The organism is Streptomyces pratensis, assembly GCF_037137275.1.
Classification (GTDB): domain Bacteria; phylum Actinomycetota; class Actinomycetes; order Streptomycetales; family Streptomycetaceae; genus Streptomyces; species Streptomyces pratensis_B.
Genome location: NZ_JBBBEN010000075.1, coordinates 160,131 through 185,864 on the forward strand (window position 1 = coordinate 160,131; position 25,734 = coordinate 185,864).

A 25,734-nucleotide genomic window follows, 5' to 3' on the forward strand; every position below is an offset into this window, starting at 1 on the left:
TGGTGTTCGGGCGGCCGCCCCCCTGGTGTTCGGGCGGCGACACCCCCTTGTGCGGCGGCCCCGTCCGGCAGCCCCGCCCACCGGCCCGGCTGAGCCCGCACGTCCACACGTCCACACGTCCGCCGGGGCCTCTTGACCGAGGACGGCAGGGTGCTGCCCGCCCCGGCCGGGCTCCTCGCCGCGCGACGCGAACTCCCCTCCTGGCCACAGCTGTGGTCCGACCGCCGCTCGCCGTCTCCGCCGCCTTCCGGCCCCGCACCGCGCCCGCGGCTGGACGGACACGACCGGTGAGCGACCGCCCGGGCCCCACGCGGGAAAGGCACGGGCGACGGTCACCCAGCGTGACCGCACGACTGATCCGCAGGCACACCGCTTCCTGTACGTCATGTCGCCGTTACCGGCCATTCAGACGCCCTTGCAACCCTCACGGAATGCAGCCAGCTGTGCCCGCCCCCCGTCGTGACGGGAAAGCCCGTGGCGAGGTCCCCGGGCGCCCCGCACCCGGCGGCACCCGCCGTGACCCGGGGTTTTCCCGGTCCTCCGCGATCTTTCCCCGTTCCGACGCGCCCCATGGGCCCTCCACGCGGAACAATGGGCGCATGAGCCAGCAGCCCAGCTCCGAAGCCCCCGCCCAGCCGGCCCAGCCGTCCGTCGGCTCCCTCGCCGCACACCGGCCGCGCGCCGTTGCACGCCCCGCCGCCGGCGGGGTCGGCTTCTCGACCGCCGCCGACTTCGACCCCGACCTCGACGCCGGCGCGGACGCGTACGAGCCGGACCGCGACGGCGACGAACTGCCCCAAGGCCGCTTCCTGGACCGCGAACGCAGCTGGCTCGCGTTCAACGAACGCGTCCTGGAACTGGCGGAGGACCCCGCGACCCCCGTCCTGGAACGGGCCAACTTCCTCGCCATCTTCGCCTCCAACCTCGACGAGTTCTTCATGGTCCGGGTGGCGGGGCTCAAGCGCCGCATCGCCACCGGCGTCGCCACCCGCTCCGCCTCCGGCCTCCAGCCCCGCGAGGTGCTGGACCTGATCTGGACCCGCTCGCGCGAGCTCATGGCCCGGCACGCGGCCTGCTTCCAGCAGGACATCGCCCCGGCCCTGTCCGACGAGGGCATCCAGCTGATCCGCTGGCCGGACCTGACGGAGAAGGAGCAGGCCCGCCTGTTCACCTTCTTCCGCCAGCGCGTCTTCCCGGTCCTGACCCCGCTGGCCGTCGACCCCGCACACCCCTTCCCGTACATCTCCGGGCTCTCCCTCAACCTCGCCGTCGTCGTCCGCAACCCGGTCAGCGGCCACCGCCACTTCGCCCGGGTCAAGGTCCCGCCGCTGCTGACCCGCTTCCTGGAGGCCTCTCCCCAGCGGTACGTGCCCATCGAGGACGTCATCGCGGCCCACCTGGAGGAACTGTTCCCGGGCATGGAGGTGCTGGCGCACCACCGGTTCCGGGTCACCAGGAACGAGGACCTGGAGGTCGAGGAGGACGACACGGAGAACCTCCTCCAGGCCCTGGAGAAGGAGCTGATGCGGCGGCGCTTCGGCCCGCCGGTCCGCCTGGAGGTCGAGGAGTCCATCGACCCGTACGTCCTGGACCTGCTGGTCCGCGAGCTGAAGGTGTCCGACGCGGAGGTCTACCCGCTGCCCGGACCGCTCGACCTGACGGGGCTGTTCGCCATCGCCTCGCTGGACCGGCCGGAGCTGAAGTACCCCAAGTTCATCGCGGGCACCCACCGGGACCTGGCCGAGGTGGAGTCCGCCTCCGCGCCCGACATCTTCGCCGCCCTGCGCGAACGCGACGTGCTGCTCCACCACCCGTACGACTCGTTCTCCACCTCCGTCCAGGCGTTCCTGGAGCAGGCGGCGGGCGACCCGGACGTGCTGGCCATCAAGCAGACGCTGTACCGCACCTCCGGCGACTCCCCGATAGTGGACGCCCTCATCGACGCCGCGGAGTCCGGCAAGCAGGTCCTCGTACTGGTCGAGATCAAGGCCCGCTTCGACGAGCAGGCCAACATCAAGTGGGCCCGCAAGCTCGAAGAGGCGGGCTGCCACGTCGTCTACGGACTCGTCGGGCTCAAGACCCACTGCAAGCTCTCGCTCGTCGTCCGCCAGGAGGGCGACACCCTGCGCCGCTACTCCCACGTCGGCACCGGCAACTACCACCCCAAGACGGCCAGGCTGTACGAGGACCTCGGCCTCCTCACCGCGGACCCGCAGGTCGGGGCGGACCTCTCCGACCTGTTCAACCGGCTCTCCGGCTACTCCCGCCGCGAGACCTACCGCCGTCTCCTGGTCGCCCCGAAGTCGCTGCGGGACGGGCTGATCGCCCGGATCAACAAGGAGATCGCCCACCACCGCGCCGGCCGCCCCGCCTACGTCCGGATCAAGGTCAACTCGATGGTCGACGAAGCGATCATCGACGCCTGCTACCGGGCCTCCCGGGCGGGCGTCCCCGTCGACATCTGGGTGCGCGGAATCTGCGCCATCCGCCCCGGCGTCGCCGGGCTCTCCGAGAACATCCGGGTCCGCTCGATACTCGGCCGCTTCCTCGAACACTCCCGGGTCTTCTCCTTCGGCAACGGCGGCGAGCCCGAGGTGTGGTTCGGCAGCGCCGACATGATGCACCGCAACCTCGACCGCCGGATCGAAGCCCTGGTCCGGGTCACCGACCCCGCCCACCGCGCCGCACTCAGCCGACTCCTGGAGACCGGTATGGCCGACACCACCGCGTCCTGGCACCTGGGCCCCGACGGGAACTGGACCCGGCACGCCACGGACGCGGACGGTCAGCCGCTGCGGCACGTCCAGGAAATGCTCATCGATGCCCGGAGGCGCCGGCGTGCGACGCCCTGACCAGCAGACGACGACCCGGCCGGCGACGGCCCCCGACCCGGCCGGGGAGGCGGCGCCCGCGGAGGCCGCGGCTCCGGGGACCGCACGCGCCCCCGCCCCGGGCCCGGCGGCCGGGCCCCCGCAGCCCTCGGGCCGGGCCGGGCGCCCGGAGCAGCGGGAACGGCCGGCCCGGCCCCGGCCGCCGGGAGCCCCGACCACCGAGGCCCTCCTCGCGCCCTACCTCCGGGGGCAGGCGGCGGACTTCCTGCGCAGTCTGCGCCTGCACCACGAGCACAGCGCCCCCTCGGACGCCGGCGGCCACAACGCCGAGGCGGCCACCCGCGCACTGCGCCGCGCGGCCCGGCGGATCAGCGGCTCCCTGCACACCTTCCGCGACGCGCTCGACCCCCTGTGGGCCGATCAGCTCCGTACGGAACTGGTCTGGCTCTCGGGGGTCCTCGCCCGCGAACAGGCCTACGCCAAGCGCCTCACCCGGCTGGTGGAGGCCCTCCACCAGCTCTCCGGCGCGTCACCCCTCCCCGCGGCGCGGAGCCCCCGACCCACGGGGGAGAGCGCCCCCTCCGACGCCCAGGGCCGCGCCGCGCTCGGCGTCGGGACGGCACGCGCCGCGGCGCTGCTGGAACGCCGCCTCACCCTCGCCAGGACCCGCGCCCACTCCGCCGCGCTCCAGGCCCTCGGCTCCTCCCGCTTCCACGCGGTCGCCGACGCCCTCGCACTCCTGGCCTCCGACGTCCCGCTGAGCCCCGGCGCCACGGGCCGGGCCGCCGACGCGCTCCTGGAACCAGCCGAACGCGCCGAACAACGCCTCTTCGCCGCGGTGGCCGCCCTGCCGCCCGACGAGACGGCACAGCCGTACAACGAGGCGCACGACGGACCGTGGCACCAGGCCCGGCTGCTGCTGCGCCTCCACCGGTACGCCCACGAGGTCGTCCTCGGCGCCGCCGACCCGGTGCTGGCCCGCGCCGGACACGCCCTCGACCTGCACCGGGACGCGGTGGAGGCCGCCGCCGCGGCCGCCGCGGCGGCCCGCACCCCCCGGATCGCCCCCGCCACCGCGTACGCGCTCGGCGTGCTCCACGCGGACCAGCGGCACGAGGTGGAGGCGGCCCGGTCGGTGTTCCGGGAGACCTGGCCGTACCCGGCGGCCGCGAAGACGCCGTGAGCCCCGCCGGCCGGCGCGCCGGCGGTCCGGCCGGCGCGGCCGCCACCGTCCGCGCCGCCGGCTGCGTGCTGTGGCGTCCCGCGCCCGCCGGCGAGGGCGTCGAGATCTGCCTCGTCCACCGGCCCCGGTACGACGACTGGTCCTTCCCCAAGGGCAAGCTGAAGCGCGGCGAGGACCCGCTGACTGCCGCCCTGCGCGAGGTCCTGGAGGAAACCGGCCATCTCTGCGCCCCGGGCGCCCGGCTTCCGACCGCCCGCTACCTCGTCGACGGCCGTCCCAAGGAAGTCGCCTACTGGGCGGCCCGGGCGACGGGCGGCTCTTTCACCGCCAACGACGAGGTCGACCGCATCCTGTGGCTCTCACCTGCGGATTCCCGCGCCCGGCTCACCCAGCCCCGCGACCACGACCAGCTGAACGCCCTCCTGGACGTGCTCGCCGCGCCCTGAGTGCGACCGGCCCGCGCACCCGCCTGCCCGACACGGTTCACCTTCCGTTCACCCTCCCCCGTCGACGCCTTCACCTGTTCTGCCTAATTTCGGACGTACAAGGTGCGCGGCGCCCCGCCGGAGCATCCCTCCTCATCGCACGCCGCCGTAGAACGAAGAGACGATGGCGGCTCCTGGAAGGAAACACCCGAAAGTGAAGCTTCAGCGCAAGAACCGGCTTCGTGCAACCGCGCTCGGTGCCCTCGCCGTCTCCGGCGCCCTGGTCCTCACGGCGTGCGGTTCGGACGACAACAGCGGCGGCGGCACGACCGGCACGGGCGAGAAGACGACCGCGGCCTCCGACATCGACTGCGGCAAGGCCGAGGGCCAGCTGCGCGCCTCCGGCTCCAGCGCCCAGAAGAACGCCATGGACCTCTGGGTCAAGAACTACATGGCCGCCTGCGACGGTGTGGAGATCAACTACAACTCCTCCTCCTCCGGCGAGGGCATCGTCGCCTTCAACCAGGGCACCGTCGGCTTCGCCGGCTCCGACTCGGCGCTGAAGCCCGAGGAGGTCGCCGAGTCGAAGAAGATGTGCAAGACCGGCCAGGGCATCAACCTCCCGATGGTCGGCGGCCCCGTCGCGATCGGCTACCACCTGGAGGGCGTCGACAGCCTCACGCTGGACGCGCCGACCCTCGCCAAGATCTTCGACAGCAAGATCACGAAGTGGAACGACCCGGCGATCGCCAAGCTCAACGACGGCGCCGACCTGCCGGACAAGGCCATCCAGGCCTTCCACCGCTCCGAGGACTCCGGCACCACGCAGAACCTCGGCAAGTACCTCGGCGCCGCCGCTCCGAACGAGTGGAAGTACGAGGCCGAGAAGAAGTGGCCGGCCCCCGGTGGCCAGGCCGCGTCCGGCTCGTCCGGCGTCGCCGCCCAGGTGAAGCAGGTCGACGGCGCGATCGGTTACTTCGAGCTCTCCTACGCCAAGTCGCAGGGCATCTCCACCGTGGACATCGACACCGGCGGCGCCACCCCGGCGAAGGCCACCTCGGAGAACGCATCCAAGGCCATCGCCGCCGCCAAGGTCAAGGGCACCGGCAAGGACCTGGCCCTGGAGCTCGACTACACCACCAAGGCCGAGGGCGCCTACCCGCTGGTCCTGGTGACGTACGAGGTCGTCTGCGACACCGGCAACAAGCCCGAGACGCTCGACACCGTCAAGTCCTTCCTCGGCTACGCCGCCTCCGACGACGGCCAGAAGATCCTGACGGACGCCGGTTACGCCCCGATCCCGGCCGAGATCAACGCCAAGGTCCGCGAGACCGTCAGCAACCTCTCCTAGCATGCCGGGCCTGCCGGGCGCCCCAGGGCCCCGGCAGCCCGCCAGGCCCCCGCGCCACCGACGTAACGCATCACCGGCAGGCCGGCCCGGCACACCCCTCCGGACCGGCCCGCCACCCCATCCGGTGCACCGCCGCCAGGGGAGCGCAGCTCCCCCACACAGACCGGAAAGACCATGGCTTCCACCACACCCATAGACACGCCACCGGCCCCGCCGGCGCCGGCGGAGGGGCCACAGCGCCCCCGGTCCACCAGCCGCGCGGGCGACAAGATCTTCGTGGGCCTCTCCCGCGGCTCCGGCATCCTGCTGCTCGTGATCATGGCGTCGATCGCCGTGTTCCTCAGCTACCGCTCCGCGATCGCCATCTCCGAGAACGAGGGCAACTTCCTCACCACGTTCGACTGGAACCCGGCCGGGAACCCCCCGGTCTTCGGCATCGCGGTCCTGCTCTTCGGCACGGTCGTCAGCTCGATCATCGCGATGGTCATCGCGGTTCCGATCGCTGTCGGCATCGCGCTGTTCATCTCGCACTACGCGCCGCGCAAGCTGGCCGCCCCCATCGCCTACGTCATCGACCTGCTCGCCGCTGTGCCGAGCATCGTCTACGGCATCTGGGGCGCCCTCGTCCTGGTGCCGTACCTCGAAGGCCTCAACCTCTGGCTCGACCAGTTCTTCAGCTGGACGTACGTCTTCGACAAGACCGAGATCGGCGTCCCCCGCTCGCTCTTCACCGTCGGCATCCTCCTGGCGATCATGATCCTGCCGATCGTGACCAGCGTCAGCCGCGAGGTCTTCCTCCAGGTCCCGAAGATGAACGAGGAAGCCGCGCTCGCCCTCGGCGCCACCCGCTGGGAGGTCATCCGCCTCTCGGTGCTGCCCTTCGGCCGCTCCGGCATCATCTCCGCCTCGATGCTGGGCCTGGGCCGGGCGCTCGGCGAGACGATGGCCGTCGCCACGGTCCTCTCCCCGAGCTTCATCATCTCGCTGCACGTGCTCAACCCCGGCGGAGGGACGTTCGCCCAGAACATCGCCGCCAAGTTCGGAGAGGCCGACACGTTCGGGCGGGACGCCCTGATCGCCTCCGGCCTCGTCCTCTTCGTCCTCACCCTGCTGGTCAACGGCGCGGCCCGGCTCATCATCGCCCGCCGCAAGGAGTACTCGGGGGCCAACGCATGAGCCACGCACCCACCGGCGTCATCGAGCGCCCCACGCCTCCCCCCGGCACCGGCGGCAAGCGCAGCCTGAGCAGCCGCTCACTGCCCCGCCTGGCCCCGGTCGGCTTCGCCGCCGTCTCGATCGCCCTGGCCATCGGCATCAGCACCGCCGCCGGCTGGCACAGCCGCGTGCAGTGGGGCATGATCGCCGCGCTGCTCTTCCTGGCCGTCTCCTACGTCGCCACCACCGTGGTGGAGAACCAGCGCCAGGCCAAGGACCGTCTCGCCACCAGCATCATGTGGGTCTGCTTCCTGGCCGCCGTCGTCCCGCTGGCGTCGCTGCTGTGGACGACGGTGAGCCGCGGCTCCGAGCGCCTGGACGGTTACTTCCTCACCCACTCGATGGCCGGTGTGCTCGGGTTCGAGGACAGCGGCGGCGTCTACCACGCGCTGATCGGCACCCTGGAGCAGGTCGGCATCGCCACGGTGATCTCCGCCCCGCTCGGTCTGCTGACCGCCGTGTACCTCGTCGAGTACGGCAAGGGCTCGCTGGCCAAGGCCGTCACCTTCTTCGTCGACGTGATGACGGGCATCCCGTCGATCGTGGCCGGTCTCTTCATCCTGTCGATCATGCTGATGGCGAATCTGGAGCCGTCCGGCCTGATGGGCGCGCTGGCCCTGACGATCCTGATGGTCCCGGTCGTAGTCCGCTCCACCGAGGAGATGCTCAAGCTCGTCCCCAACGAGCTCCGCGAGGCCTCCCTCGCGCTCGGCATCCCGAAGTGGCGCACTATCCTGAAGGTGGTCCTGCCGACCGCGATCGGCGGCATCACCACCGGCGTCATGCTCGCCATCGCCCGCATCGCCGGTGAGACCGCGCCGATCATCCTGCTGGTCTTCGGCAGCCAGCTGATCAACACGAACCCCTTCGAAGGCGCGCAGTCCTCTCTGCCGTTCTACATCTACGAGCAGTACAAGGTCGGCGAGGTCGCGTCCTACGACCGCGCCTGGGCCGCCGCACTGGTGCTCATCGCCTTCGTCATGATCCTGAATCTGGTGGCCCGCGGCATCGCCCGCTGGAAGGCCCCGAAGACCGGTCGCTGACGCGGCCACAGCGACCTCTCGAAAGAAGCAGTGATTCCCATGGCCAAGCGCATCGACATCAGCGGCCTCACCGCCTACTACGGCAGTCACAAAGCCATCGAGGACATCTCGATGACCGTGGAGCCCCGCTCCGTGACCGCCTTCATCGGCCCGTCCGGCTGCGGCAAGTCCACCTTCCTGCGCACCCTGAACCGCATGCACGAGGTCACCCCCGGCGGCCGCGTCGAGGGCAAGGTGCTGCTGGACGACGAGAACCTCTACGACTCGGCCGTCGACCCGGTCGCCGTGCGCCGCACGGTCGGCATGGTCTTCCAGCGCCCCAACCCCTTCCCCACCATGTCGATCTTCGACAACGTGGCGGCGGGCCTGCGGCTGAACGGCAGCTACCGCAAGAGCCAGCTGAACGACGTCGTGGAGAAGTCCCTGCGCGGCGCGAACCTCTGGAACGAGGTCAAGGACCGGCTCAACAAGCCCGGCTCCGGCCTCTCCGGCGGCCAGCAGCAGCGTCTGTGCATCGCCCGGGCCATCGCGGTCGAGCCGGACGTCCTGCTGATGGACGAACCGTGCTCGGCGCTGGACCCGATCTCCACCCTCGCCATCGAGGACCTGATCGGCGAGCTGAAGGAGCGCTTCACGATCGTCATCGTGACGCACAACATGCAGCAGGCCGCCCGCGTCTCCGACCGCACCGCGTTCTTCAACCTCGCGGCGGTCGGCAAGCCCGGCCGGCTCATCGAGATCGACGAGACGGAACGGATCTTCTCCAACCCGTCGGTCCAGGCCACGGAGGACTACATCTCCGGCCGCTTCGGCTGATCCGGCCGCCCCCCAGAACGGCCTTGCGGTGCTGCATGGCGGTGCCACCACAAGGCGAAAGGGTCCGCCCCCGCTCTCCTACGAGAGCGGGGGCGGACCCACACGTGTCACCTGCCGCACCGGACCGGCGGCGGATCTCAGCCGAAGAGCAGGAGCACCGCTCCGTAGCTCAGCGCGGCGACCAGCGCCGCAGCCGGCATGGTGATGAACCAGCCCAGAATGATGTTCTTCGCGACGCCCCAGCGCACGGCGTTCACCCGCTTCGTGGCGCCGACGCCCATGATCGCCGAGGTGATGACGTGCGTCGTCGAGATCGGCGCGTGGAACAGGAACGCCGAACCGAACATGATCGACGCGCCGGTCGTCTCCGCCGCGAAGCCCTGCGGCGGGTCCAGCTCGATGATCTTGCGGCCGAGCGTGCGCATGATGCGCCAGCCGCCCGCGTACGTGCCGAGGGAGAGCATCAGCGCACAGGCGATCTTGACCCACACCGGGATCTCGTCGTTGGGGCCCTCGATGTCCGCGATGACCAGGGCCATCACCACGATGCCCATCGTCTTCTGCGCGTCCTGGAGACCGTGGCCGAGCGCCATGCCCGCCGCCGAGACCGTCTGCGCGATCCGGAAGCCGCGCTTGGCCTTGTGCGGGTTGGCGTTCCGGAACGCCCACATGATGCCGACCATCACCAGATAGCCGACCAGCAGACCGACGAACGGGGAGATGAACATCGGGATGACGATCTTCTCCAGCACCCCGGACCAGATCACGTCCGTCCCACCGGCCAGCGCGGCGCCGACCATGCCGCCGAACAGGGCGTGCGAGGACGAGGAGGGGAGGCCGAAGTACCAGGTGACGAGGTTCCAGATGATCGCGCCGACCAGCGCCGCGAACAGGATGCCCATCCCCTTCTGCCCCACGGGCGTGGCGATGAGGCCCTCGCTGACGGTCTTGGCGACCCCCTGGCCCAGGAAGGCGCCGGCGAGGTTCATCACCGCGGCCATCGCCAGGGCCGCACGCGGCGTCAGGGCCCGGGTGGAGACCGAGGTGGCGATGGCGTTGGCGGAGTCGTGGAAGCCGTTCGTATACGTGAAGCCGAGCGCGACACCGATGGTCACGATCAGCGCAAAGGTGTCCACGGGGTTCAGGACTCCTTGACCGCGATGGTCTCCACGGTGTTGGCGACGTGCTCGAACGCGTCGGCCGCCTCTTCCAGCACATCCACGATCTGCTTCAGCTTCAGCACGTCCATCGCGTCGTACTTGCCGTTGAACAGGTGGGCCAGCAGCTTGCGGTGGATCTGGTCGGCCTGGTTCTCCAGGCGGTTGACCTCGATCCAGTACTCCGTGAGGTTGTCCATGGTCCGCAGCCCCGGCATGGCCTCCGCGGTCAGCTCGGCCGCCCGCGCCAGCACCTCGATCTGCTGCTCCACGCCCTTGGGGAGCTCCTGGACCTGGTAGAGGACGACCAGGTCGACGGCCTCCTCCATGAAGTCCATGATGTCGTCGAGCGAGGACGCCAGCTTGTAGATGTCCTCACGGTCGAACGGCGTGATGAAGGAGGAGTTCAGCTGGTGGAAGATCGCGTGGGTCGCGTCGTCCCCCGCGTGCTCCGCTGCCCGCATACGCTCCGCGATCTCGACTCGGGAGGCAGAATCCGCCCCGAGCAGTTCCATCAGGAGTTTCGAGCCCGTGACAATGTTGTCCGCGGACGCGGAGAACATGTCGTAGAAGCTCGTCTCCCTGGGGGTCAGACGAAAGCGCACGTGGGGTCCTCGGATGCATTGGATTCGGTCAGGCTGATGCTAGGCGCATCATCCGGCCACGGCTAACCGGCGTTCTTCAGTGTCGCCCATCGGGCACAGTGATCAGAACGGACCCCCGGTCACGTTTCGGCAGGATTCGGTAGGATATACCCGGCAGGGGTATGGCGGGGTGAGGCGCGGCAGGACGGCACCGCACCACGGCGCGGCGGCGGCGCAAGGCCACTTGAGGACAACGGAGGACGCACATGACCACGACCGGGACCACCGGCACGGAATCGGCGGGCGCGGCGGCCCCGGACACGACGGCCGCCCCCGCGGACGTCGTCACCGACCACGACCGCGGCATTCACGGCTACCACCACCAGAAGGACGAACACCTCAAGCGACTGCGCCGCATCGAGGGCCAGATCCGCGGCCTCCAGCGCATGGTCGACGAGGACGTCTACTGCATCGACATACTCACCCAGGTGTCGGCCTCCACGAAGGCCCTCCAGTCGTTCGCCCTCCAGCTGCTGGAGGAACACCTGCGCCACTGCGTCGCCGACGCCGCGGTCAAGGGCGGCGACGAGGTCGACGCGAAGGTCGAGGAGGCCACGAAGGCGATCGCCCGCCTGCTGCGCACCTGAGCCCCGGCCACGCCCCCCGCACCGGACCCCGGGCCCCCGGACCCGCGCCGGCCCTCACGTCACCGCCGGCGAAGGGCCTGCCGGGGGACCGTCGCCGTCCGGGGCTCCACCCGCCGGAGGCCGCACGCGTCACCCCGGTCGCGCGCCTCGCGCCGCACGTTGAGCACTTCGTCGATACGGTCCGGGCTGAGGCGTTCCTCGCCGGCCGCCGACGCGGCGATCATCAGCTCGCCGCACAGCTCGATCTCGGCGAGGGCCACACGGTCCTGGGCGTTCGGAGCGCTGAGCGTCACCACCTGCGTCACCTCTCTCTGCCGTCGTCGGCCCCGGCATACGGGCTTCCCAGAGTAGGCAGCGCGGCCCGCGCCGCGCATGGCACGCAGGGACCATGCCGACCCCCTCCCAACGGGCCGCTCCACCCGGCCCGCCCCAGCCGGACCGCCCTCTCCGCCCGGACCCGGGGCCGTGCGTGCGGGCCCTCTGCCAGGAGCCGTCGCCCGCAGCCCGGTCCCCGGACTCGCCGTCATCCGTGGCGGATCGCGCCGGTGTAGATGTCCCCATCGTCCGGCAGCGTCACCGTGACCGGCAGCCCGAACCCGTACAGCAGCAGCGTCGAGACCACCGACACCTCCGGGCCCTCGGAGGAGAAGCTGAAGCGGTGGCGGACCTTCCGCAGCAGCCCGTCCTCGTCCAGATACGCCTCGAAGGGGACGGCGTCCTTGCTGAACCCTTTCGCCGCGGCGGCCAGCGCCCCGCGCGACAGCGGGGAGGCGGCCCGCGCCGCCCGGCCGAGGTCGGCGACGCCCCGGTAGTGGTGCACCGTCACCCCGGCCAGCTCGGTCTCCCCCACATACGTCACGTCCTCGGCCCCCCGCAGCAGTTCGGCGGCGGCCATCGGGTCGGTGACCCCGCCCGTGACCAGGTTGCCGTCCTTCAGCGCGGTCGTGTCGATCCGGACCCACTTGTCGTCGGGGACCCCGGCTCCGCGGTTCTTCATGTACAGCGCACCGGGGGTCAGCAGCTCCGTGATCGGCCGCTGGTCGTCCGCGCCCGCGGTGTCCTTGGGCAGCACCACCTTGAGCCGCCCCATCTGCCGACGGAAGTCGTAGGCGCCCTGCCCCCGGATCGTCACCCGCGTCCCGCCGGCCGCCGTCTCCATCGACGTACGCGTCTCCGCGCCGCCCGCCTCGACCAGCTGGTCAGCGGCCCGGTCGAGCACATCGAGCGGGCGCTGCGCGGCCACCGCGCGCCGCCCGGACCCGTCGCTCCCGCCGTCGCCTCCGGCGCACCCCGCGGCGACCGCGACCACCCCGGCCGCGGCGAGGACACAGGCAGCGCGCGCCCCACGTCCGTACCTGTACTGCTGCACCGCCATCGCCTGCCAACCCCCAACGACTACCACCCGGCCGAGCCCCCACCGCCTCGCATAACGACCACCGACGCCCCCCGTCACGCCGCGCCGCCGCACCCGCCCGGCAGGACGGCCCCCGCAGGACGGACGACCCGGGCTTCCGGCTCCCGCCACGGGACCGCCGCCAGTACCGTGGTCCCGTGCATGAGGAACTCCCCGCCCCCGCCCGCACCGCCGTCCCCCGCTCCCGCATCGGCCGCCTCCTCACTCCACGGATGACATCCGTCGCCCCGCCGGCCCCGGCCGCCGCACCGGGCCCCCCGCCCCCCGCCTCTCCCTCGCCCGCCCCCTCGGCCGGGCACAGCACCACGACCGTCGAGCGCGGCTCGTTCTGCCTGGCGCGCTGCACCTGCGGCTGGTCGGGACCGGCGCGCCGGGCACGGGACCGGGCCCGCACCGACGCCGCCGCGCATCTCGCCCTCCTCTGACCCGCCGGCCGACCGCACGCTCCGGCCGGCCGGAGCCCGACCTGGAGGACCCATGAACGGCCCCGACCAGCCGCCCCGCCCCACTCCGCCCGGCACCGGGCCACCCCCGCCGGGCCGCCGCGCCCTGCTGCGCACCGCTCTCGCCCTCGGGGCCACCGCCGCGACGGCCGCCGCCACCGCGTGCACCGCCCCCGGCCGGGCCGACGGCCGCCACGCCCCGGTGCCGGCCGCCCCCGCCACGCCCGCGCCCACGGCTTCCCGGCCAGCGGCGGCGGACTGGCCCGCGCTGGGCCGCGGCCTCGACGGCCCCCTCGTACGGCCGGACGACAGCGCGTACGCCACGGCCCGTCAGCTCTACAACACCCGGTTCGACTCCCTGAAGCCCGCGGCCGTGGCGTATGTCCGGCACGAGGACGACATCCGCACGTGCCTCGCCTTCGCGAGGTCCTCCGGCGTCCCCGTGGCGATCCGCAGCGGCGGCCACGCGTACACCGGCTGGTCCAGCGGCGACGGCCGCCTGGTCGTCGACGTCTCCTCGCTCGCGCGGGCCGGCGGGGACGGCGTCATCGGAGCGGGGGCCCGGCTCGTCGACGTCTACCGGAGCCTGGCCGCGCACGGCCGGACCGTACCGGGAGGCTCCTGCCCCACCGTCGCGATCTCCGGCCTCACACTGGGCGGCGGACACGGAGTGGCCTCCCGCGCCTACGGCCTGACCTGCGACAGCCTCACCGCGGCCACCCTGGTCACGGCGGACGGCCGCACGCTCACCGCGGACGCGACGCACCACCCGGACCTGTTCTGGGCGCTGCGCGGCGGAGGCAACGGCAACTTCGGCGTCGTGACAGAGCTGCGTTTCCGCACCCACCCGGCCCCGCGCACCGTCGTGGCCTACCTGACCTGGCCCTGGTCGCGGGCGCGGGCGGTCCTGGACGCCTGGCAGCGGTGGGGCCCCGACCAGCCGGACGAGATCTGGTCCGCGGTGAACCTGGGCGCGGGCCCCGGAGGCGTCGACCCCACCTTCACGGTCTCCGCGTTCAGTCTCGGCGGCTACGGCGAGCTGCAGAACGCGCTGGACCGCCTGGCGGACCGGGCCGGGGCCTCCGCCTCCTCCGTGTCGCTGTACCGACGGGGTTACGAGGAGGCGATGCTGGTCCACGCGGGCTGCGCGGGGCTGGACGAGGACCAGTGCCGGCTGCCGGGCTCCACGCCCGGCCGCTCCCGTGAGGGCGCCCTGCGACGGGAGACGTACGTCTCGGCGTCGGACTTCTACGACAGGGTGCTCTCCCCCGCGGGGGTGCGCGCCCTGCTCGACCGTGCGGAGGCGTTCACCAGGATCGGCTCGGCCGAGGGCGGCAGCGGTTCCGTCATCCTGACGGCGCTGGGCGGGGCGACGAACCGTGTCGGCGTCCGGGAGACCGCGTTCGTCCACCGGAACTCACGGGTGCTCGCGCAGTACGTCGCGTCCTGGAGCCCGGACCGGTCCGGGGCCGTCCAGCGGGCGTGGCTGAAAACCACGCATGGGGCGATGCGCCGGCACGCCTCGGGCGCGGCCTACCAGAACTATCCCGACCCGCTGCTGACGAACTGGCGCGAGGCCTACTACGGGCCGGCGGCGGACCGGCTGCGGCGGGTGAAGGGGAGGTACGACCCGAAGGGGCTGTTCAGCACGTTCCCCCAGGCGATCTGAGACGGCCCGGGGCCGGGGAGGGGCGGCGGCCGGCAGGGAGAAGGGGGGCGCACGCCGCTGGGACGCACCTCGCCCGGGACGCCCCCTGACACGACCGCCCCTGCCGGGGGCAGGGGCGGTCGGAGCGGGAGGGCCGTCAGGCGGCCAGGTCCTTCTCCCCCGGGTTGCTCCGTCCGGGCCGCGGGCGCGACTGAGGTATGTCCATCGCTTCCCCCTGCTCGTCGGCGCACGCGGCGGCCGCCTTCCGGCACCGGACGAACCAGCCGACGCGCTCCGAGCGGGAGACCGCCGCCATCAGCGGGGTCAGCAGGGCCATGGCGGGCGGGGCGAGCAGCAGGACGACGGCCGTGCCGAGGGCGAACCCGCCGATCACGTCGGTCGGGTAGTGGACGCCCATGTAGATCCGGCTGAAGCCCGCGAAGAACGCGAGGCCGAGCGCGACGAACCCGAACTTGCGGTTGGCCACGAAGATGCCGACGGCGATGGCCATCGCGAGGGTGGAGTGGTCGCTGACGAAGGAGTAGTCCGTCTTGCCGTGGATCAGGACCTCAAGGCCCTCATGGTCGTTGAAGGGCCGTGGCCGCTCGACGAATCCGCGGATCGGGATGTTGACCAGGATCGCGATCGCGGCCGCGAGCGGGGCCCAGACGATGGCGGCGGCCGCCGTCACCGCGTCCTCGGCCGTCCCGCGCTTGCGCATGCTCCACCAGCACCACAGGCCCACCAGGACCAGGCCGAACATGATCCCGTACTCGCCGACGAACTCCATGACCCGGTCGAACCAGGTGGGAGCGGCCTTCGCCAGCCCGTTGATGTCGTTGAGCAGACTGACGTCCGGGTTCGACCCGTCGAGTTCGAGTCCAGCCATCTGCTGCGGCCCCTTGCCTTGTCTGCTTCTTCTGTTGCGACGCGCGTCTTTGCGCGCCGCCGTGGTCGAACCCCCGTGGTCGAACCCCCGTAGTCGGTGCGATCCCGTTGCTGCACGGGGCCGCCGCGCCGCTCCGCGCGCGCGATGTGGCTGCGCGCGCCGGACCGGTCACCGGCCTCCCGTCCAGGGAACGGCTCGGCCGTCGTGTGCGTTCCACTCTCCACCGAATGATCACCATGACGTTATCGAAGAGTGACTCGTCGTCGCAGCTCAGGGCCCAGGCTTCACGGAGAGTTCCGGCCATCGCCGACTCCCCGTCAGCCCGCGTCGTCCCTCCGGAAGACATTCCTCACCCCGCGGGGAGATCCGTCGGGAGCGCCTCGGCGCCCTCCCGGGTGACCCGCGTCGCACCGAAGTAGTCCGGCGTGTCGATCTTGTCGAACCGGATCACCGACCCGGTGTAGGGCGCGTTGATCATATAGCCGCCCCCGACGTACAGCCCGACGTGCCGGATCGCCCGCGAGTTGGTCAGATCATCGGAGAAGAAGACCAGATCTCCCGGGAGCAGCTCGTCCCGGGAAGGGTGCGGCCCCGCGTTGTACTGGTCGTTGGCGACCCGCGGCAGCTCGATGTCCACGGTCCGGTACGCCGCCTGGGTCAGCCCCGAACAGTCGAACCGGCCCTGCTGCTCCGGCGTCCCGTTGCCGCCCCACAGATACGGCGTACCGAGCCGGTCCTGCGCGAAGTGGAGCGCTGCGGCCGCCTGCCGGGAGGGCTCGACGCGGCCGACGGGCCGGGCGAAGCTCTTCTCCAGCGAGCGGATGATCCTGACGTAGTTCTGCGTCTCCGAGTACGGCGGAACACCGCCGTACCTGACCACCGCGTCGGGACCCGCGTTGTAGGCGGCCAGCATGTTGCTCGTCGGGTCGCCCGGCACCGACTTCACGTACTGGGCGAGCTCGCAGTCGTACGAAGCGGCCGAGGGGATCGCGTCGGCCGGGTCCCAGACGTCCCGCTTGCCGTCGTTGTTGCCGTCGACCCCGTGCGTGGCCCACGTGCCGGGGATGAACTGCGCGATGCCCTGGGCGGCCGCGTGGCTCTGCGCCTTCGGGTTCCAGCCGCTCTCCTGGTAAAGCTGAGCGGCCAGCAGGGCCGGGTTGATGGCGGGGCAGAGGTTGCCCCACTTCTGCACGAGCGGCTGGAACCGCGCCGGGACCGCCCCCTTGGCCAACGCGATCGCCCCGCCACCGCCCGCGCCCGCGAGACCGGCGGCGGCCGAGTACGTGCCGACGACGAGCAGCGCCATGAAGCACAGCGCCATGCCGACACCGATGCCACCGAACACCCAGAATTTCCGCACCCCTCAACCATCCCCCATCGCAGAGCACTTCAGAGCCTTTTTCGCGGGTGTGTACGAGTCATCCGCGGCACACCACCGGCGCACCCGAAGCACAGGGGGGCGTCGGCCCCCCATCAGCCCCGCCCTCACCGGCCGGCCCAGGGGACGGTACGCGCCTGCCCTCCGGCTGCCTGACCGGGAGCGCGCACCCGCCGCCGGACACCGCGCGACCGCAAGGCAGCGCCGCGCCGCCCCGCCTGAGGGCGCATCATCGGCCCTGAGGGCGCGCCGACGGCTCTCGAACGGCGCATACGAACACGCCGTGCCCCGCGAACGCCGCAAGCGCGCCAGGAACCCATGGCCACCGTCATTGCTCGCGGTCACACCCCGTGATACACAGAGTGACCAGACATGTGCGCGCGCCGGGAGGAACCGCAGGTCAGGGCGGCCACTCCGGTCAAGCGTGCGAGATGCGGGTAAAGAGACCCGGGAAGACGTCGTGCGAGCGCGGTTTCATCAGCGAAGATAGAAGGCGACCCGCACCAGAACGGGACGGGCAGCGAACTACCCAACAGGGGCGGTGACTTACATGATCCTGGCAGCAGAGAAGGGCGACATCACCACCATCATCGGCGGAATCGCCCCGGACTGGGGGCCGTTCGGCACGCTGGGCAACGAGGCTCGCATCATGATCGAGGTGGTGATGGCGATCGCCATCCTGCTCTGCCTCGGCATCGCGATCTGGGGCGCGGCCAAGCAGCGCATCGGCGCGACGGCACTGCGCGACACGTTCAGCGCGGAGCAGGGCAAGGGGCTGATCGTGGCGGGTCTGACAGGAGTCTTCATCATCGGCTCCCTCGGCACCCTGTTCACCATCGTCTACGGGATGGCCGTCTGACCAGCCGTTCGCCGGCCCTCACCGGGCGGCTTCGACCGGGCGGTCCTGACCGGGCCGCCCCCGACCACGCCCTCCCGGCCGGGCCGTCCCCGCCCGGCTCCCCCCATCCGCCTGTCGCACCCACCGGCTGAGGTCGCGTTTCCCTGATGTCGAGTCACTCCACCGCGCGCACGCGGCAACCAGCACGGCTACCGTCGTCCTGCGCAGAACCGCGCACGACCGAGGGAGCGAACGCGGCATGAGTCCCGGTGACGAGCACGACTACCGCGGCAAGGACCGGGGGAGCCGCTCGGACGACCCGTACAGCACCCTGGGCGGCACCCGTCAGACCCGCACCCGACTCCCCGACGGCGACGCGGGCCTGCCCCACGGGCGCCGCCCCGCCCGCACGTCCCGCTCCCTCGTCATGATCACCGGCATCGTGGTCCTCCTCGTCGCCGCCATCGCCTTCGCCAACCGCGGCGGCGGCCGCGACAGCGGCGCCTCCCCCGGCTCCACGAGCGCCACGACCGCGGACACCGCCCCCACCGCCGCTACCGGCACCCGGCCGGCCCAGGGCAGGAACGGCGCTGTCGCCACCGGCTTCGCCCACGACGAGCAGGGGGCGCAGAGCGCGGCGGCGAACTACGCGGTGGCGCTGGGCTCGGCGGACATGTTCACCAAGGAGAGCCGCCACCGCATCCTCGACACCGTCTACACCTCCGCCGCGGCCGAGAAGATCAGGGCCCCCCAGGACCGGGTCTATTCCCCCGAGTTCCTCGCACGCCTCGGGCTGGACGCCGACGGCAGGGCGCCGGAGGGCAGCACCTTCGTCTCACGGACCGTCCCCATGGGCACGAAGGTGCTGGCGTACGACGGCGACACCGCCGAAGTGGCCGTCTGGTACACGGGCCTCATCGGCATGGCCGGACCGGAGACGACCAAGCCCGTCAGCACCACCTGGAAGACGTGGACCGCCCGACTGTCCTGGTCGAACGGCGACTGGAAGGTGACCGGCGGCTCCGAGAGCGACGGCCCGGCACCCGTCCCCGGCGACGTCCCCGCCTCCCCGTCCGACACCATCAGCAAGGCCGTCGAGGAGTACGGAGGCTTCACTTATGCCCGGTAGCCCCAAGCACCGCTTCCGGTCCCTGGCCACCGCGCTGATCGGGGTGCAGGCGGCCGCGCTCGCGTACGCCGGGCGCGCGGCCGCAGACCCGACGCCGACGCCGACCGCGGACCCGACCCCGTCGCCGACCCCGAGCCCCGAGAACACGTCCTGCGCACTCCTCTTCGGCGACATGAAGAAGTACTGCGAAGAAGGCGACGGAGAGGCCGCCACCAGCAGCGTCCCCGGCTCTCCCGATCCCACGGAGGCCATGGACCCCCTCTCCTCCCTCGCCCGAGGCTGCGCCGACGCCGCCGCATGGACCGTCGGCAAGCTCAGCGAGGCGGTGGAGAGCACGGCGAACGTCGACTTCACCAACACCACGTTCCTCCAGCAGTACGCCGTCATCTTCGCGGCCTCCACCATCCTCACCCTCGTCCTCTGGCTCCTCGCCGTCACCAAGCGCGCCATCCGCGGCGTCCCCCTCACCACCGCCGTCTCCGAGGCCGTCGGCTTCCTCTGGCTCACCGTCCTCGCCTCGGCCTTCACCCCCCTGATCCTCTACACGATCGTCTCCGCCACCGACGGCGTCACCGACGTCATCGCCTCCTCCACCGGAGGCCAGAGCGATGTCTTCTTCGGATCGTTCGCCGAAGCCCTCAAGAAGGGCACCGACATCGGCGGCGGACCGATCATGCTGATCGTCGTCTCGCTCGTCTCGATCCTCGCGGCCGGCGTCCTGTGGCTGGAACTCGTCATCCGCGCCGCGCTGCTCTACGTCGGCGCGCTCCTCGGCATCGTCGTCTACGCCGGCCTCGTCGACAAGAACATGTGGGGCCACGTCCGCCGCTGGGCCGGCATCATGATCGCGGTCATCATGGTCAAACCCGTCATCGTCATCGTCCTCGGCCTCGCCGGAGCACTCTCCGCGAACGAGGGCCCCGACGCCTTCTCCGCCGTCGTCTCCGGCCTCGCGATCATCCTGCTCGCCATCTTCGCCTCCGCCATGATCTACCGCTTCGTCCCCGGTTTCGGCGACGAGATCCAAGGCGCCCGCACCAACCGCAAACAGGCCACCGACGGCTCCCAGGCCGCCGCCCTGATCAGCTCACCGGCCGCCCTCGTCTCCCAGGGCATCAAGACCCACAGCGGCCGCAACGACCAGAACAGCTCGGGCTCGGGGGGCGGCGCCCGCCCCGCCAACCCGGCCAGCGGAGGCGTCGCCGCACACAGCTCCCGCACCTCCGCCGCGCCCGCGCCCCGCAGCAGCTCCGGCACCCCCCACACCAGCCGCTCCCCACGAGCCGCGGGCGGACCCAGCACAGGTAACCCGAGCACAGGAGGTGGAGGGCGTTGACCACAGCCCACTCCCCCACGATGACGCCCCGCCGCACGTATCTCATCGGCCGCGCCCGGCCGAACGCGATCGTCGGCAAGAACCGTGAGACCGGCGAGATCGCCCTGATCATCGCCGGGGCGTTCCTCGGCATGATGAGCGGACTCCTCGTCCCCGTCCTCTCCCTGCGCATCGTCTGCCTCGTCGGCTTCCCCCTGCTGGCCCTCGCCGTCGTCTACGTCCCGTACAGGGGCCGCACCTTCTACAAGTGGTTCGAGATCAACCGCAGCTTCAAGCGCTCCCTGCGCCGCGGCACCGCCTACCGCTCCGGCGCCATGGAAGCGGGCGTCAGCGCCGACGGCCGCGAGGTCGAGATCGGCCCGCCCCCCGGCATCGGCCGCATCAGCTGGCTCGCCGCCCCCTTCGGACCCGACGAGATCGCCGTACTCCTCCACGCCGACCGGCGCACCGTCACCGCCGCCATCGAGATCGAGGGCCCCGGCGTCGGCCTCCGCGACAGCGAGGACCAGGAGGCCCTCGTCGACCGGTTCGGCACCCTCCTCAAGCACGTGGCCAACGGCGACGGCTTCGTCACCCGCCTCCAGATGCTCGCCCGCACCCTCCCCGCCGACCCCGACGCCCACGCCAAGGACGTCGCCCAGCGCGGCGACCGGTCGGCCCCCGGCTGGCTCCAGGACTCCTACGACCAGCTCCAGTCCATGGTCTCCACCTCCAGCGAGCAACACCGCGCCTACCTCGTCGCCTGCATGCACTACAGCCGGGAACTGGCCGCGGAGGCCAACGCCATGGCCCGCGCCGCCCGCCCCCACGGCGGCCGCAAGCTCGACCGCGACGCCGGGCTCGCCGTCGTCATGGCCCGGGAGCTCACCGACATCTGCGCGCGCCTCGCCGAAGCGGACATCCGGGTACGCCAGCCGCTCGGCCAGAGCCGTGTCGCCTCCCTCGTGCACTCCATGTACGACCCCGACCACCCCATCGACCACATCCAGGCCATGACCAAGCGCAACGCCTGGCCGGCCGAACTGGACGCGGTCGAGCCGACGTTCCTCCAGGCCAAGACCCGCGAGTCCACCACCAGGGCCCCCTGGTGCCACGCCACGGCCTGGGTGAAGGAGTGGCCCATGACCCCCGTCGGCGTCAACTTCCTCGCGCCGCTCCTCGTCCACACCCCCGACGTCATCCGCACCGTCGCCGTCTGCATGGACCTCGAACCCACCGAGGTCGCCATCGAACGCATGCTGACCGAGAAGACCAACGACGACGCGGAGGCCAGCCGCCAGGCCAAGATGAACCGCACCATCGACCCCCGCGACATCGCCGCCCACGGCAGGCTCGACCAGCGGGGTGAAGACCTCGCCAGCGGAGCGGCCGGAGTGAACCTCGTGGGGTACATCACGGTGTCGTCCCGGTCGCCCGAGGCCCTCGCCCGCGACAAGCGGACCATCCGCGCCTCCGCCGGCAAGTCCTACCTCAAGCTGGAGTGGTGCGACCGCGAACACCACCGCGCCTTCGTGAACACCCTCCCCTTCGCCACCGGCATCCGCCGCTGACCCCGCCCCGCTCCCCGGCCCGACTCCCGCCAGCCCCCACCCCGCGAACCACGAGACAAGAAGAGAGGGCGCCCCCACCATGCGAGACCCCCTGTCCGCATTGTCGGACGCCTTCACCTCCTTCCTCTTCGGCAAGGTGGAGACGACCCGCCTCCCCGTCCGTACGTCGACGGGCCAGGCCCAAGCCGTCTACCTGCCCACCGCCGCCCCCGGCCTCGGCGACTCCGGCGTGATCATCGGACGCGAGGTCTACTCCGGCAAGGGCTACATCTACGACCCCTTCCAGCTGTACGGACAACAGCTCCCCGCCCCCCACTGGCTCGTGCTCGGCGAGTCCGGCAACGGCAAGTCCGCGCTGGAGAAGACCTACGTCCTGCGCCAGCTCCGCTTCCGCGACCGCCAGGTCGTCGTCCTCGACGCCCAGGGCGAGGACGGCGTCGGCGAATGGAACCTCATCGCCCAGGAGCTGGGCATAACCCCCATCCGGCTGGACCCGACCGCTGCACTGAACGACGGCATCCGGCTCAACCCGCTCGACCCCTCCATCACCACCACCGGCCAGCTCGCCCTGCTCCGCACGATCATCGAAGTCGCGATGGGCCACGGGCTCGACGAACGCTCCGGCTTCGCGCTGAAGGTCGCCCACGTCTACGTGACCGCGACCATCACCGACCGCCAGCCCGTCCTCATGGACATCGTCGAGCAACTGCGCCACCCCGAGCCCGAGTCCGCCGAGGCGATGAACGTCGACCTGGACGACGTGCGGGCCTGGGGCCTGGACGTCGCCCTCGTCCTGGACCGCCTCGTCGACGGCGACCTGCGCGGCATGTTCGACGGCCCCACCACCATCGGCATCGACCTCGACGCGCCCCTCATCGTCTTCGACCTCTCCCACATCGACCGCAACTCGATCGCCATGCCGATCCTCATGGCGATCGTCGGCGTCTGGCTGGAGCACACCTGGATCAGGCCCGACCGCAAGAAGCGCATCTTCCTGGTCGAGGAGGCCTGGCACATCATCAACTCCCCCTTCGTCGCCCAGCTCTTCCAACGCCTCCTGAAGTTCGGCCGCCGCCTCGGCCTCTCCTTCGTCGCCGTCGTCCACCACCTCAGCGACGTGGTGGACGGAGCCGCGGCGAAGGAAGCGGCCGCGATCCTCAAGATGGCCTCCACCCGCACGATCTACGCCCAGAAGTCGGACGAGGCCAGAGCGACCGGACGGGTCATCGGCCTGCCCCGCTGGGCCGTCGAGATCATCCCGACCCTCACCCCCGGCATCGCCGTATGGGACGTCAACGGCAACGTCCAGGTCGTCAAACACCTGATCACCGAAGCGGAACGCCCCCTGGTCTTCACCGACCGCGCCATGACCGAGGGCTCCTCCGACGACCTCCTGCCGGAGGACGTACGCGCCGCCGAGCTGGAGGCGGAACAGCGGGCGGCCAGGATCGAACACCAGCAACGCCGCAACGAGTCGTCCGAGTCAACGGTGGCATGACGTGACACGCCAGGCAGCGCAGCACCCGGGACCGGGCAGGGAGCGCGGCCCCGGCCAGAGCGGCGGCATCCCGGACGGCCTGCTGATCGGCCTCCTGGGCCTCCTCCTCGCGGCCACCCTCGTCGGCTGGACGGCCACCGGCCTGGCCGGGCTCCTGGCCCACGGCGCCTGGCCGGAGGGAGTGTCGTTCACCCGGACCCCGCTCGCCCTGCGCGAACTGGCCGGCGCCCCCCAGGACCTTCCCGCCGCCTGGCCGCAGACGCCCCCCGCCCAGCTCTCCGGACACGGCCTCTTCTGGGGCCTGTTCATCGGCGAACTGATGGTGCTGGCCGTCCTGACGGTCTTCACCCTCGGAGCCGTGGCCCGCGGACGTGCCGTACGGGAACGACGCCGCGAGAACCAGCCCCTCGCCCCCCACGCCCCACCGGCCCGCATCACGCCCGCCGACGAGCGATCCCCGCGGCCGCCCCTGGAACCCACCGCGGCCCGCCCCACGAAACACCTCACCCCCCACGCCCCACTCCACCGGGCGGAAGCGGAACCGGACGCGACGACGGACAAGCCCCCGGCCCCCACCCCAGCCGCCGCCCTCCTCCCCTCCCCGCGCGCGCCCCTCCTCGTCTACGCGCCCGCGCCCGCCCGCCGCCCCACCGTCGTCCAGGCCGTCCACGAAGCCGAGGGTCCCGCGCTCGTCGTCACCTCTGACCCCACCGTGTGGACCGAGACCAAGGACGCCCGCAGCAAACTCGGCCCGGTCCTCCTCTACGACCCCGGCCACCTCTGCGACACCCCCGCCCGCCTCCACTGGTCCCCCACGGCGGGCTGCGAGCACCCCGACACCGCCACCGCCCGCGCGGCCGCCCTGCTCGCCCCGGTGCGCCCGCAGGCCAGGATCGACGCGGCCGTGGCGGACACGGCGCAGACCCTCCTGCGGTGCTGGCTGCACGCCGCCGCGGTGGACGGCCGGCCCTTCCGCCAGGTCCTCCGCTGGGCCTCCGGGTCCGCCGCCCACGAACCGGTACGCCTCCTCCGTACGCACCCCAAGGCCGCGTCCGGACTCGCCGGACTGCTGGAGTCGGCACTCAGCGCCTATCCGGAACGGCGCGAGGTGGCACAGGAGCTGACGGCCCGGGCGTTCGCCGCACTGTCCACGGTCCACATCCGCGAGGCGTGCACCGCGAACCGAGCCGATTCCCTCGCCCTGGGTTCCTTCGCCGCGGAAGGGGGAACGCTGTACCTGGTGGGCGAACCCATCGAGGACCCGCGCTCCCACCCCGGCGCGATGCCCCTCCTCACCGCGCTCGCCGCAGACGTGGTCGAGCACGGCCGCCGCGTGGCCGCACGGTCACCCGACGGTCGGCTCGACCCACCAATGACGCTCGTCCTCGACGACATCGCGGCCGTGGCGCCCCTCCCCCAGCTCCCGGACCTCCTGGCGACGGGTCAGGACCACGGCATGCCCGCCCTCGTGCTGCTCCGTTCCCCGGAACAGGGCCGGGCACGCTGGCAGGACCGGCTGCACGCCCCGGCGCCGGGCACCGGCTGAACGGCAGCCCCTGCCGCCCGCACCACCCCGGGGCAGCAGGAGGCCCTACGCCACCCGGGCCCCCCGGGTGAGCTCGTACTCCACCTCCTGCGCGCCCCCGCCGCCCGGAGCCGGAACGCACCGCCCCGACGGCACGAACCCGAACCGCCGGTAGAACGCGGCGGCACGCGGGTTGTCCTCGTGCACATACAGGCGCACCCGCTCCAACCGGGGCTCCGGCAGCGACCAGGCCCACGCCACGGCCTCCCCGAACAGAGCGTCCGTCACCCCGGTCCCGCGCGCCTCCGGACGCACGTACACACCCACCAGGTGCCCCTGGTCCACCACAGGGGCCTCCCCGAAGCGCACGTCGTCCTCCGGACGCTCGACCAGCACCGTCACCGTCCCGACCCACGCCCCCTCGGGCCCCTCCGCGACGAACTGCCGCACACGCCCGCCCCCGCCCTCAGCGGCGCCGGCCGTACGCTCCCGCCAGAACGCGTCCGGCTTGGCCACCGCCTCCTCGTACGACTCCAGGAACGCCACGGAGGCCACCGGGTCCCGCAGCGCGTCCAGCCGCAACTGCCGCGCCAGCGGCCACTCCTCGGCCCGCACCGCACGCATCACATAGTCCATGCCCCGATCCTCGCCGCCGCCCTCGCCCCTTTCAACCGACTAAAAACCCGCATCCGGCATACACCACGGGACTGGCCACGCCGGCAGGAGGCCGCGGGGGCCTGGGGCTGAGGAAAGCAGGGAGCCCGTTCGGGACCGGAACGCAGAAAAGCCCCGTGCCACAAGGCACGGGGCTTTCCCGGAAAAATTGTTCGGCGG

23 protein-coding genes are annotated in these 25,734 nt (G+C 72.0%); 16 read left to right on the plus strand and 7 right to left on the minus strand.

Features of this window, described 5'->3' with window-relative positions; genetic code table 11:
* Positions 1 to 599 precede the first annotated feature (599 nt).
* The 7 genes from V9U70_RS08870 to pstB all read left to right on the plus strand — a co-directional run bounded on the left by V9U70_RS08870 (position 600) and on the right by pstB (position 8,864).
* Positions 600 to 2,852, plus strand: coding sequence for an RNA degradosome polyphosphate kinase (locus tag V9U70_RS08870; RefSeq protein WP_336673933.1), 2,253 nt, complete (start codon positions 600 to 602; stop codon positions 2,850 to 2,852).
* The gene (locus V9U70_RS08875; RefSeq protein ID WP_336673934.1) at positions 2,839 to 4,014 is read left to right on the plus strand and encodes a CHAD domain-containing protein; all 1,176 of its coding nucleotides are present in this window, start codon (positions 2,839 to 2,841) and stop codon (positions 4,012 to 4,014) included. Before V9U70_RS08870 ends, V9U70_RS08875 begins: the two co-directional genes overlap by 14 nt.
* On the plus strand, positions 4,011 to 4,460 hold the full coding sequence (locus V9U70_RS08880; RefSeq protein ID WP_336673935.1) for an NUDIX hydrolase: 450 nt from the start codon (positions 4,011 to 4,013) through the stop codon (positions 4,458 to 4,460). The genes V9U70_RS08875 and V9U70_RS08880 overlap by 4 nt, the downstream gene beginning before the upstream one ends.
* Before the next feature lie 193 nt (positions 4,461 to 4,653).
* A complete protein-coding gene (gene pstS / locus V9U70_RS08885; RefSeq protein WP_336673936.1) occupies positions 4,654 to 5,790 on the plus strand; it encodes a phosphate ABC transporter substrate-binding protein PstS in 1,137 nt (378 codons plus the stop codon).
* A 174-nt stretch (positions 5,791 to 5,964) separates the two neighbouring features.
* The gene (gene pstC, locus V9U70_RS08890) at positions 5,965 to 6,966 is read left to right on the plus strand and encodes a phosphate ABC transporter permease subunit PstC (protein ID WP_336673937.1); all 1,002 of its coding nucleotides are present in this window, start codon (positions 5,965 to 5,967) and stop codon (positions 6,964 to 6,966) included.
* Positions 6,963 to 8,048 (plus strand): phosphate ABC transporter permease PstA, encoded by a 1,086-nt coding sequence (gene pstA / locus V9U70_RS08895; protein ID WP_336673938.1) that lies wholly within the window; start codon positions 6,963 to 6,965, stop codon positions 8,046 to 8,048. The genes pstC and pstA overlap by 4 nt, the downstream gene beginning before the upstream one ends.
* A 39-nt stretch (positions 8,049 to 8,087) precedes the next feature.
* A complete protein-coding gene (gene pstB, locus V9U70_RS08900) occupies positions 8,088 to 8,864 on the plus strand; it encodes a phosphate ABC transporter ATP-binding protein PstB (RefSeq protein WP_336673939.1) in 777 nt (258 codons plus the stop codon).
* A 137-nt stretch (positions 8,865 to 9,001) separates the two neighbouring features.
* On the opposite strand, the gene V9U70_RS08905 is transcribed toward pstB, so the two are convergent.
* A complete protein-coding gene (locus V9U70_RS08905) occupies positions 9,002 to 10,000 on the minus strand; it encodes an inorganic phosphate transporter (protein WP_336673940.1) in 999 nt (332 codons plus the stop codon).
* Between the two features lie 5 nt (positions 10,001 to 10,005).
* A complete protein-coding gene (locus tag V9U70_RS08910; RefSeq protein ID WP_336673941.1) occupies positions 10,006 to 10,626 on the minus strand; it encodes a DUF47 domain-containing protein in 621 nt (206 codons plus the stop codon).
* A 245-nt stretch (positions 10,627 to 10,871) separates the two neighbouring features.
* Between V9U70_RS08910 and V9U70_RS08915 the strand changes: the two genes are divergently transcribed.
* A complete protein-coding gene (locus V9U70_RS08915; protein WP_336673942.1) occupies positions 10,872 to 11,252 on the plus strand; it encodes a metal-sensitive transcriptional regulator in 381 nt (126 codons plus the stop codon).
* 59 nt (positions 11,253 to 11,311) lie between these two features.
* Here the strand turns inward: V9U70_RS08915 and V9U70_RS08920 are convergent, their stop codons facing one another.
* Together V9U70_RS08920 and V9U70_RS08925 are read right to left on the minus strand one after the other, a co-directional pair.
* Positions 11,312 to 11,557 carry a hypothetical protein gene (locus V9U70_RS08920; RefSeq protein ID WP_336673943.1) on the minus strand — a complete coding sequence of 82 codons (246 nt, stop codon included), beginning with the start codon at positions 11,555 to 11,557 and terminating at the stop codon, positions 11,312 to 11,314.
* A 218-nt stretch (positions 11,558 to 11,775) separates the two neighbouring features.
* Positions 11,776 to 12,627, minus strand: coding sequence for an SCO4651 family lipoprotein (locus V9U70_RS08925; RefSeq protein ID WP_336673944.1), 852 nt, complete (start codon positions 12,625 to 12,627; stop codon positions 11,776 to 11,778).
* 251 nt (positions 12,628 to 12,878) lie between these two features.
* Here V9U70_RS08925 and V9U70_RS08930 point away from each other — a divergent pair, with 251 nt between their 5' ends.
* Together V9U70_RS08930 and V9U70_RS08935 are read left to right on the plus strand one after the other, a co-directional pair.
* A complete protein-coding gene (locus tag V9U70_RS08930; RefSeq protein ID WP_336673958.1) occupies positions 12,879 to 13,091 on the plus strand; it encodes a hypothetical protein in 213 nt (70 codons plus the stop codon).
* A gap of 52 nt (positions 13,092 to 13,143) precedes the next feature.
* Positions 13,144 to 14,778, plus strand: coding sequence for an FAD-binding oxidoreductase (locus tag V9U70_RS08935; RefSeq protein WP_336673945.1), 1,635 nt, complete (start codon positions 13,144 to 13,146; stop codon positions 14,776 to 14,778).
* Positions 14,779 to 14,914: 136 nt separating this feature from the next.
* Here V9U70_RS08935 and V9U70_RS08940 read toward each other — a convergent pair whose 3' ends face one another.
* The gene (locus tag V9U70_RS08940) at positions 14,915 to 15,646 is read right to left on the minus strand and encodes a phosphatase PAP2 family protein (RefSeq protein WP_336673946.1); all 732 of its coding nucleotides are present in this window, start codon (positions 15,644 to 15,646) and stop codon (positions 14,915 to 14,917) included.
* 349 nt (positions 15,647 to 15,995) lie between these two features.
* Complete coding sequence (locus tag V9U70_RS08945) at positions 15,996 to 16,991, minus strand: C40 family peptidase (RefSeq protein WP_336673959.1); 996 nt, start codon at positions 16,989 to 16,991, stop codon at positions 15,996 to 15,998.
* A 583-nt stretch (positions 16,992 to 17,574) separates the two neighbouring features.
* Between V9U70_RS08945 and V9U70_RS08950 the strand changes: the two genes are divergently transcribed.
* The 6 genes from V9U70_RS08950 (at position 17,575) to V9U70_RS08975 (ending at position 24,921) form a co-directional block, all read left to right on the plus strand.
* Positions 17,575 to 17,883 (plus strand): hypothetical protein, encoded by a 309-nt coding sequence (locus tag V9U70_RS08950; RefSeq protein ID WP_003968086.1) that lies wholly within the window; start codon positions 17,575 to 17,577, stop codon positions 17,881 to 17,883.
* Positions 17,884 to 18,121: 238 nt separating this feature from the next.
* Complete coding sequence (locus tag V9U70_RS08955) at positions 18,122 to 18,991, plus strand: DUF8175 domain-containg protein (protein WP_336673947.1); 870 nt, start codon at positions 18,122 to 18,124, stop codon at positions 18,989 to 18,991.
* Positions 18,981 to 20,327 (plus strand): hypothetical protein, encoded by a 1,347-nt coding sequence (locus tag V9U70_RS08960; RefSeq protein WP_336673948.1) that lies wholly within the window; start codon positions 18,981 to 18,983, stop codon positions 20,325 to 20,327. Before V9U70_RS08955 ends, V9U70_RS08960 begins: the two co-directional genes overlap by 11 nt.
* Positions 20,328 to 20,347: 20 nt before the next feature.
* Positions 20,348 to 21,877: an SCO6880 family protein gene (locus tag V9U70_RS08965; protein ID WP_336673960.1), complete on the plus strand. Its 1,530-nt coding sequence runs from the start codon at positions 20,348 to 20,350 to the stop codon at positions 21,875 to 21,877.
* Positions 21,878 to 21,956: 79 nt separating this feature from the next.
* Positions 21,957 to 23,375, plus strand: coding sequence for an ATP-binding protein (locus V9U70_RS08970; RefSeq protein ID WP_336673949.1), 1,419 nt, complete (start codon positions 21,957 to 21,959; stop codon positions 23,373 to 23,375).
* Between the two features lies 1 nt (position 23,376).
* The gene (locus V9U70_RS08975; RefSeq protein WP_336673950.1) at positions 23,377 to 24,921 is read left to right on the plus strand and encodes a type IV secretory system conjugative DNA transfer family protein; all 1,545 of its coding nucleotides are present in this window, start codon (positions 23,377 to 23,379) and stop codon (positions 24,919 to 24,921) included.
* Positions 24,922 to 24,966: 45 nt separating this feature from the next.
* Here the strand turns inward: V9U70_RS08975 and V9U70_RS08980 are convergent, their stop codons facing one another.
* The gene (locus V9U70_RS08980) at positions 24,967 to 25,536 is read right to left on the minus strand and encodes a GNAT family N-acetyltransferase (RefSeq protein ID WP_336673951.1); all 570 of its coding nucleotides are present in this window, start codon (positions 25,534 to 25,536) and stop codon (positions 24,967 to 24,969) included.
* Between the last annotated feature and the right edge of the window lie 198 nt (positions 25,537 to 25,734).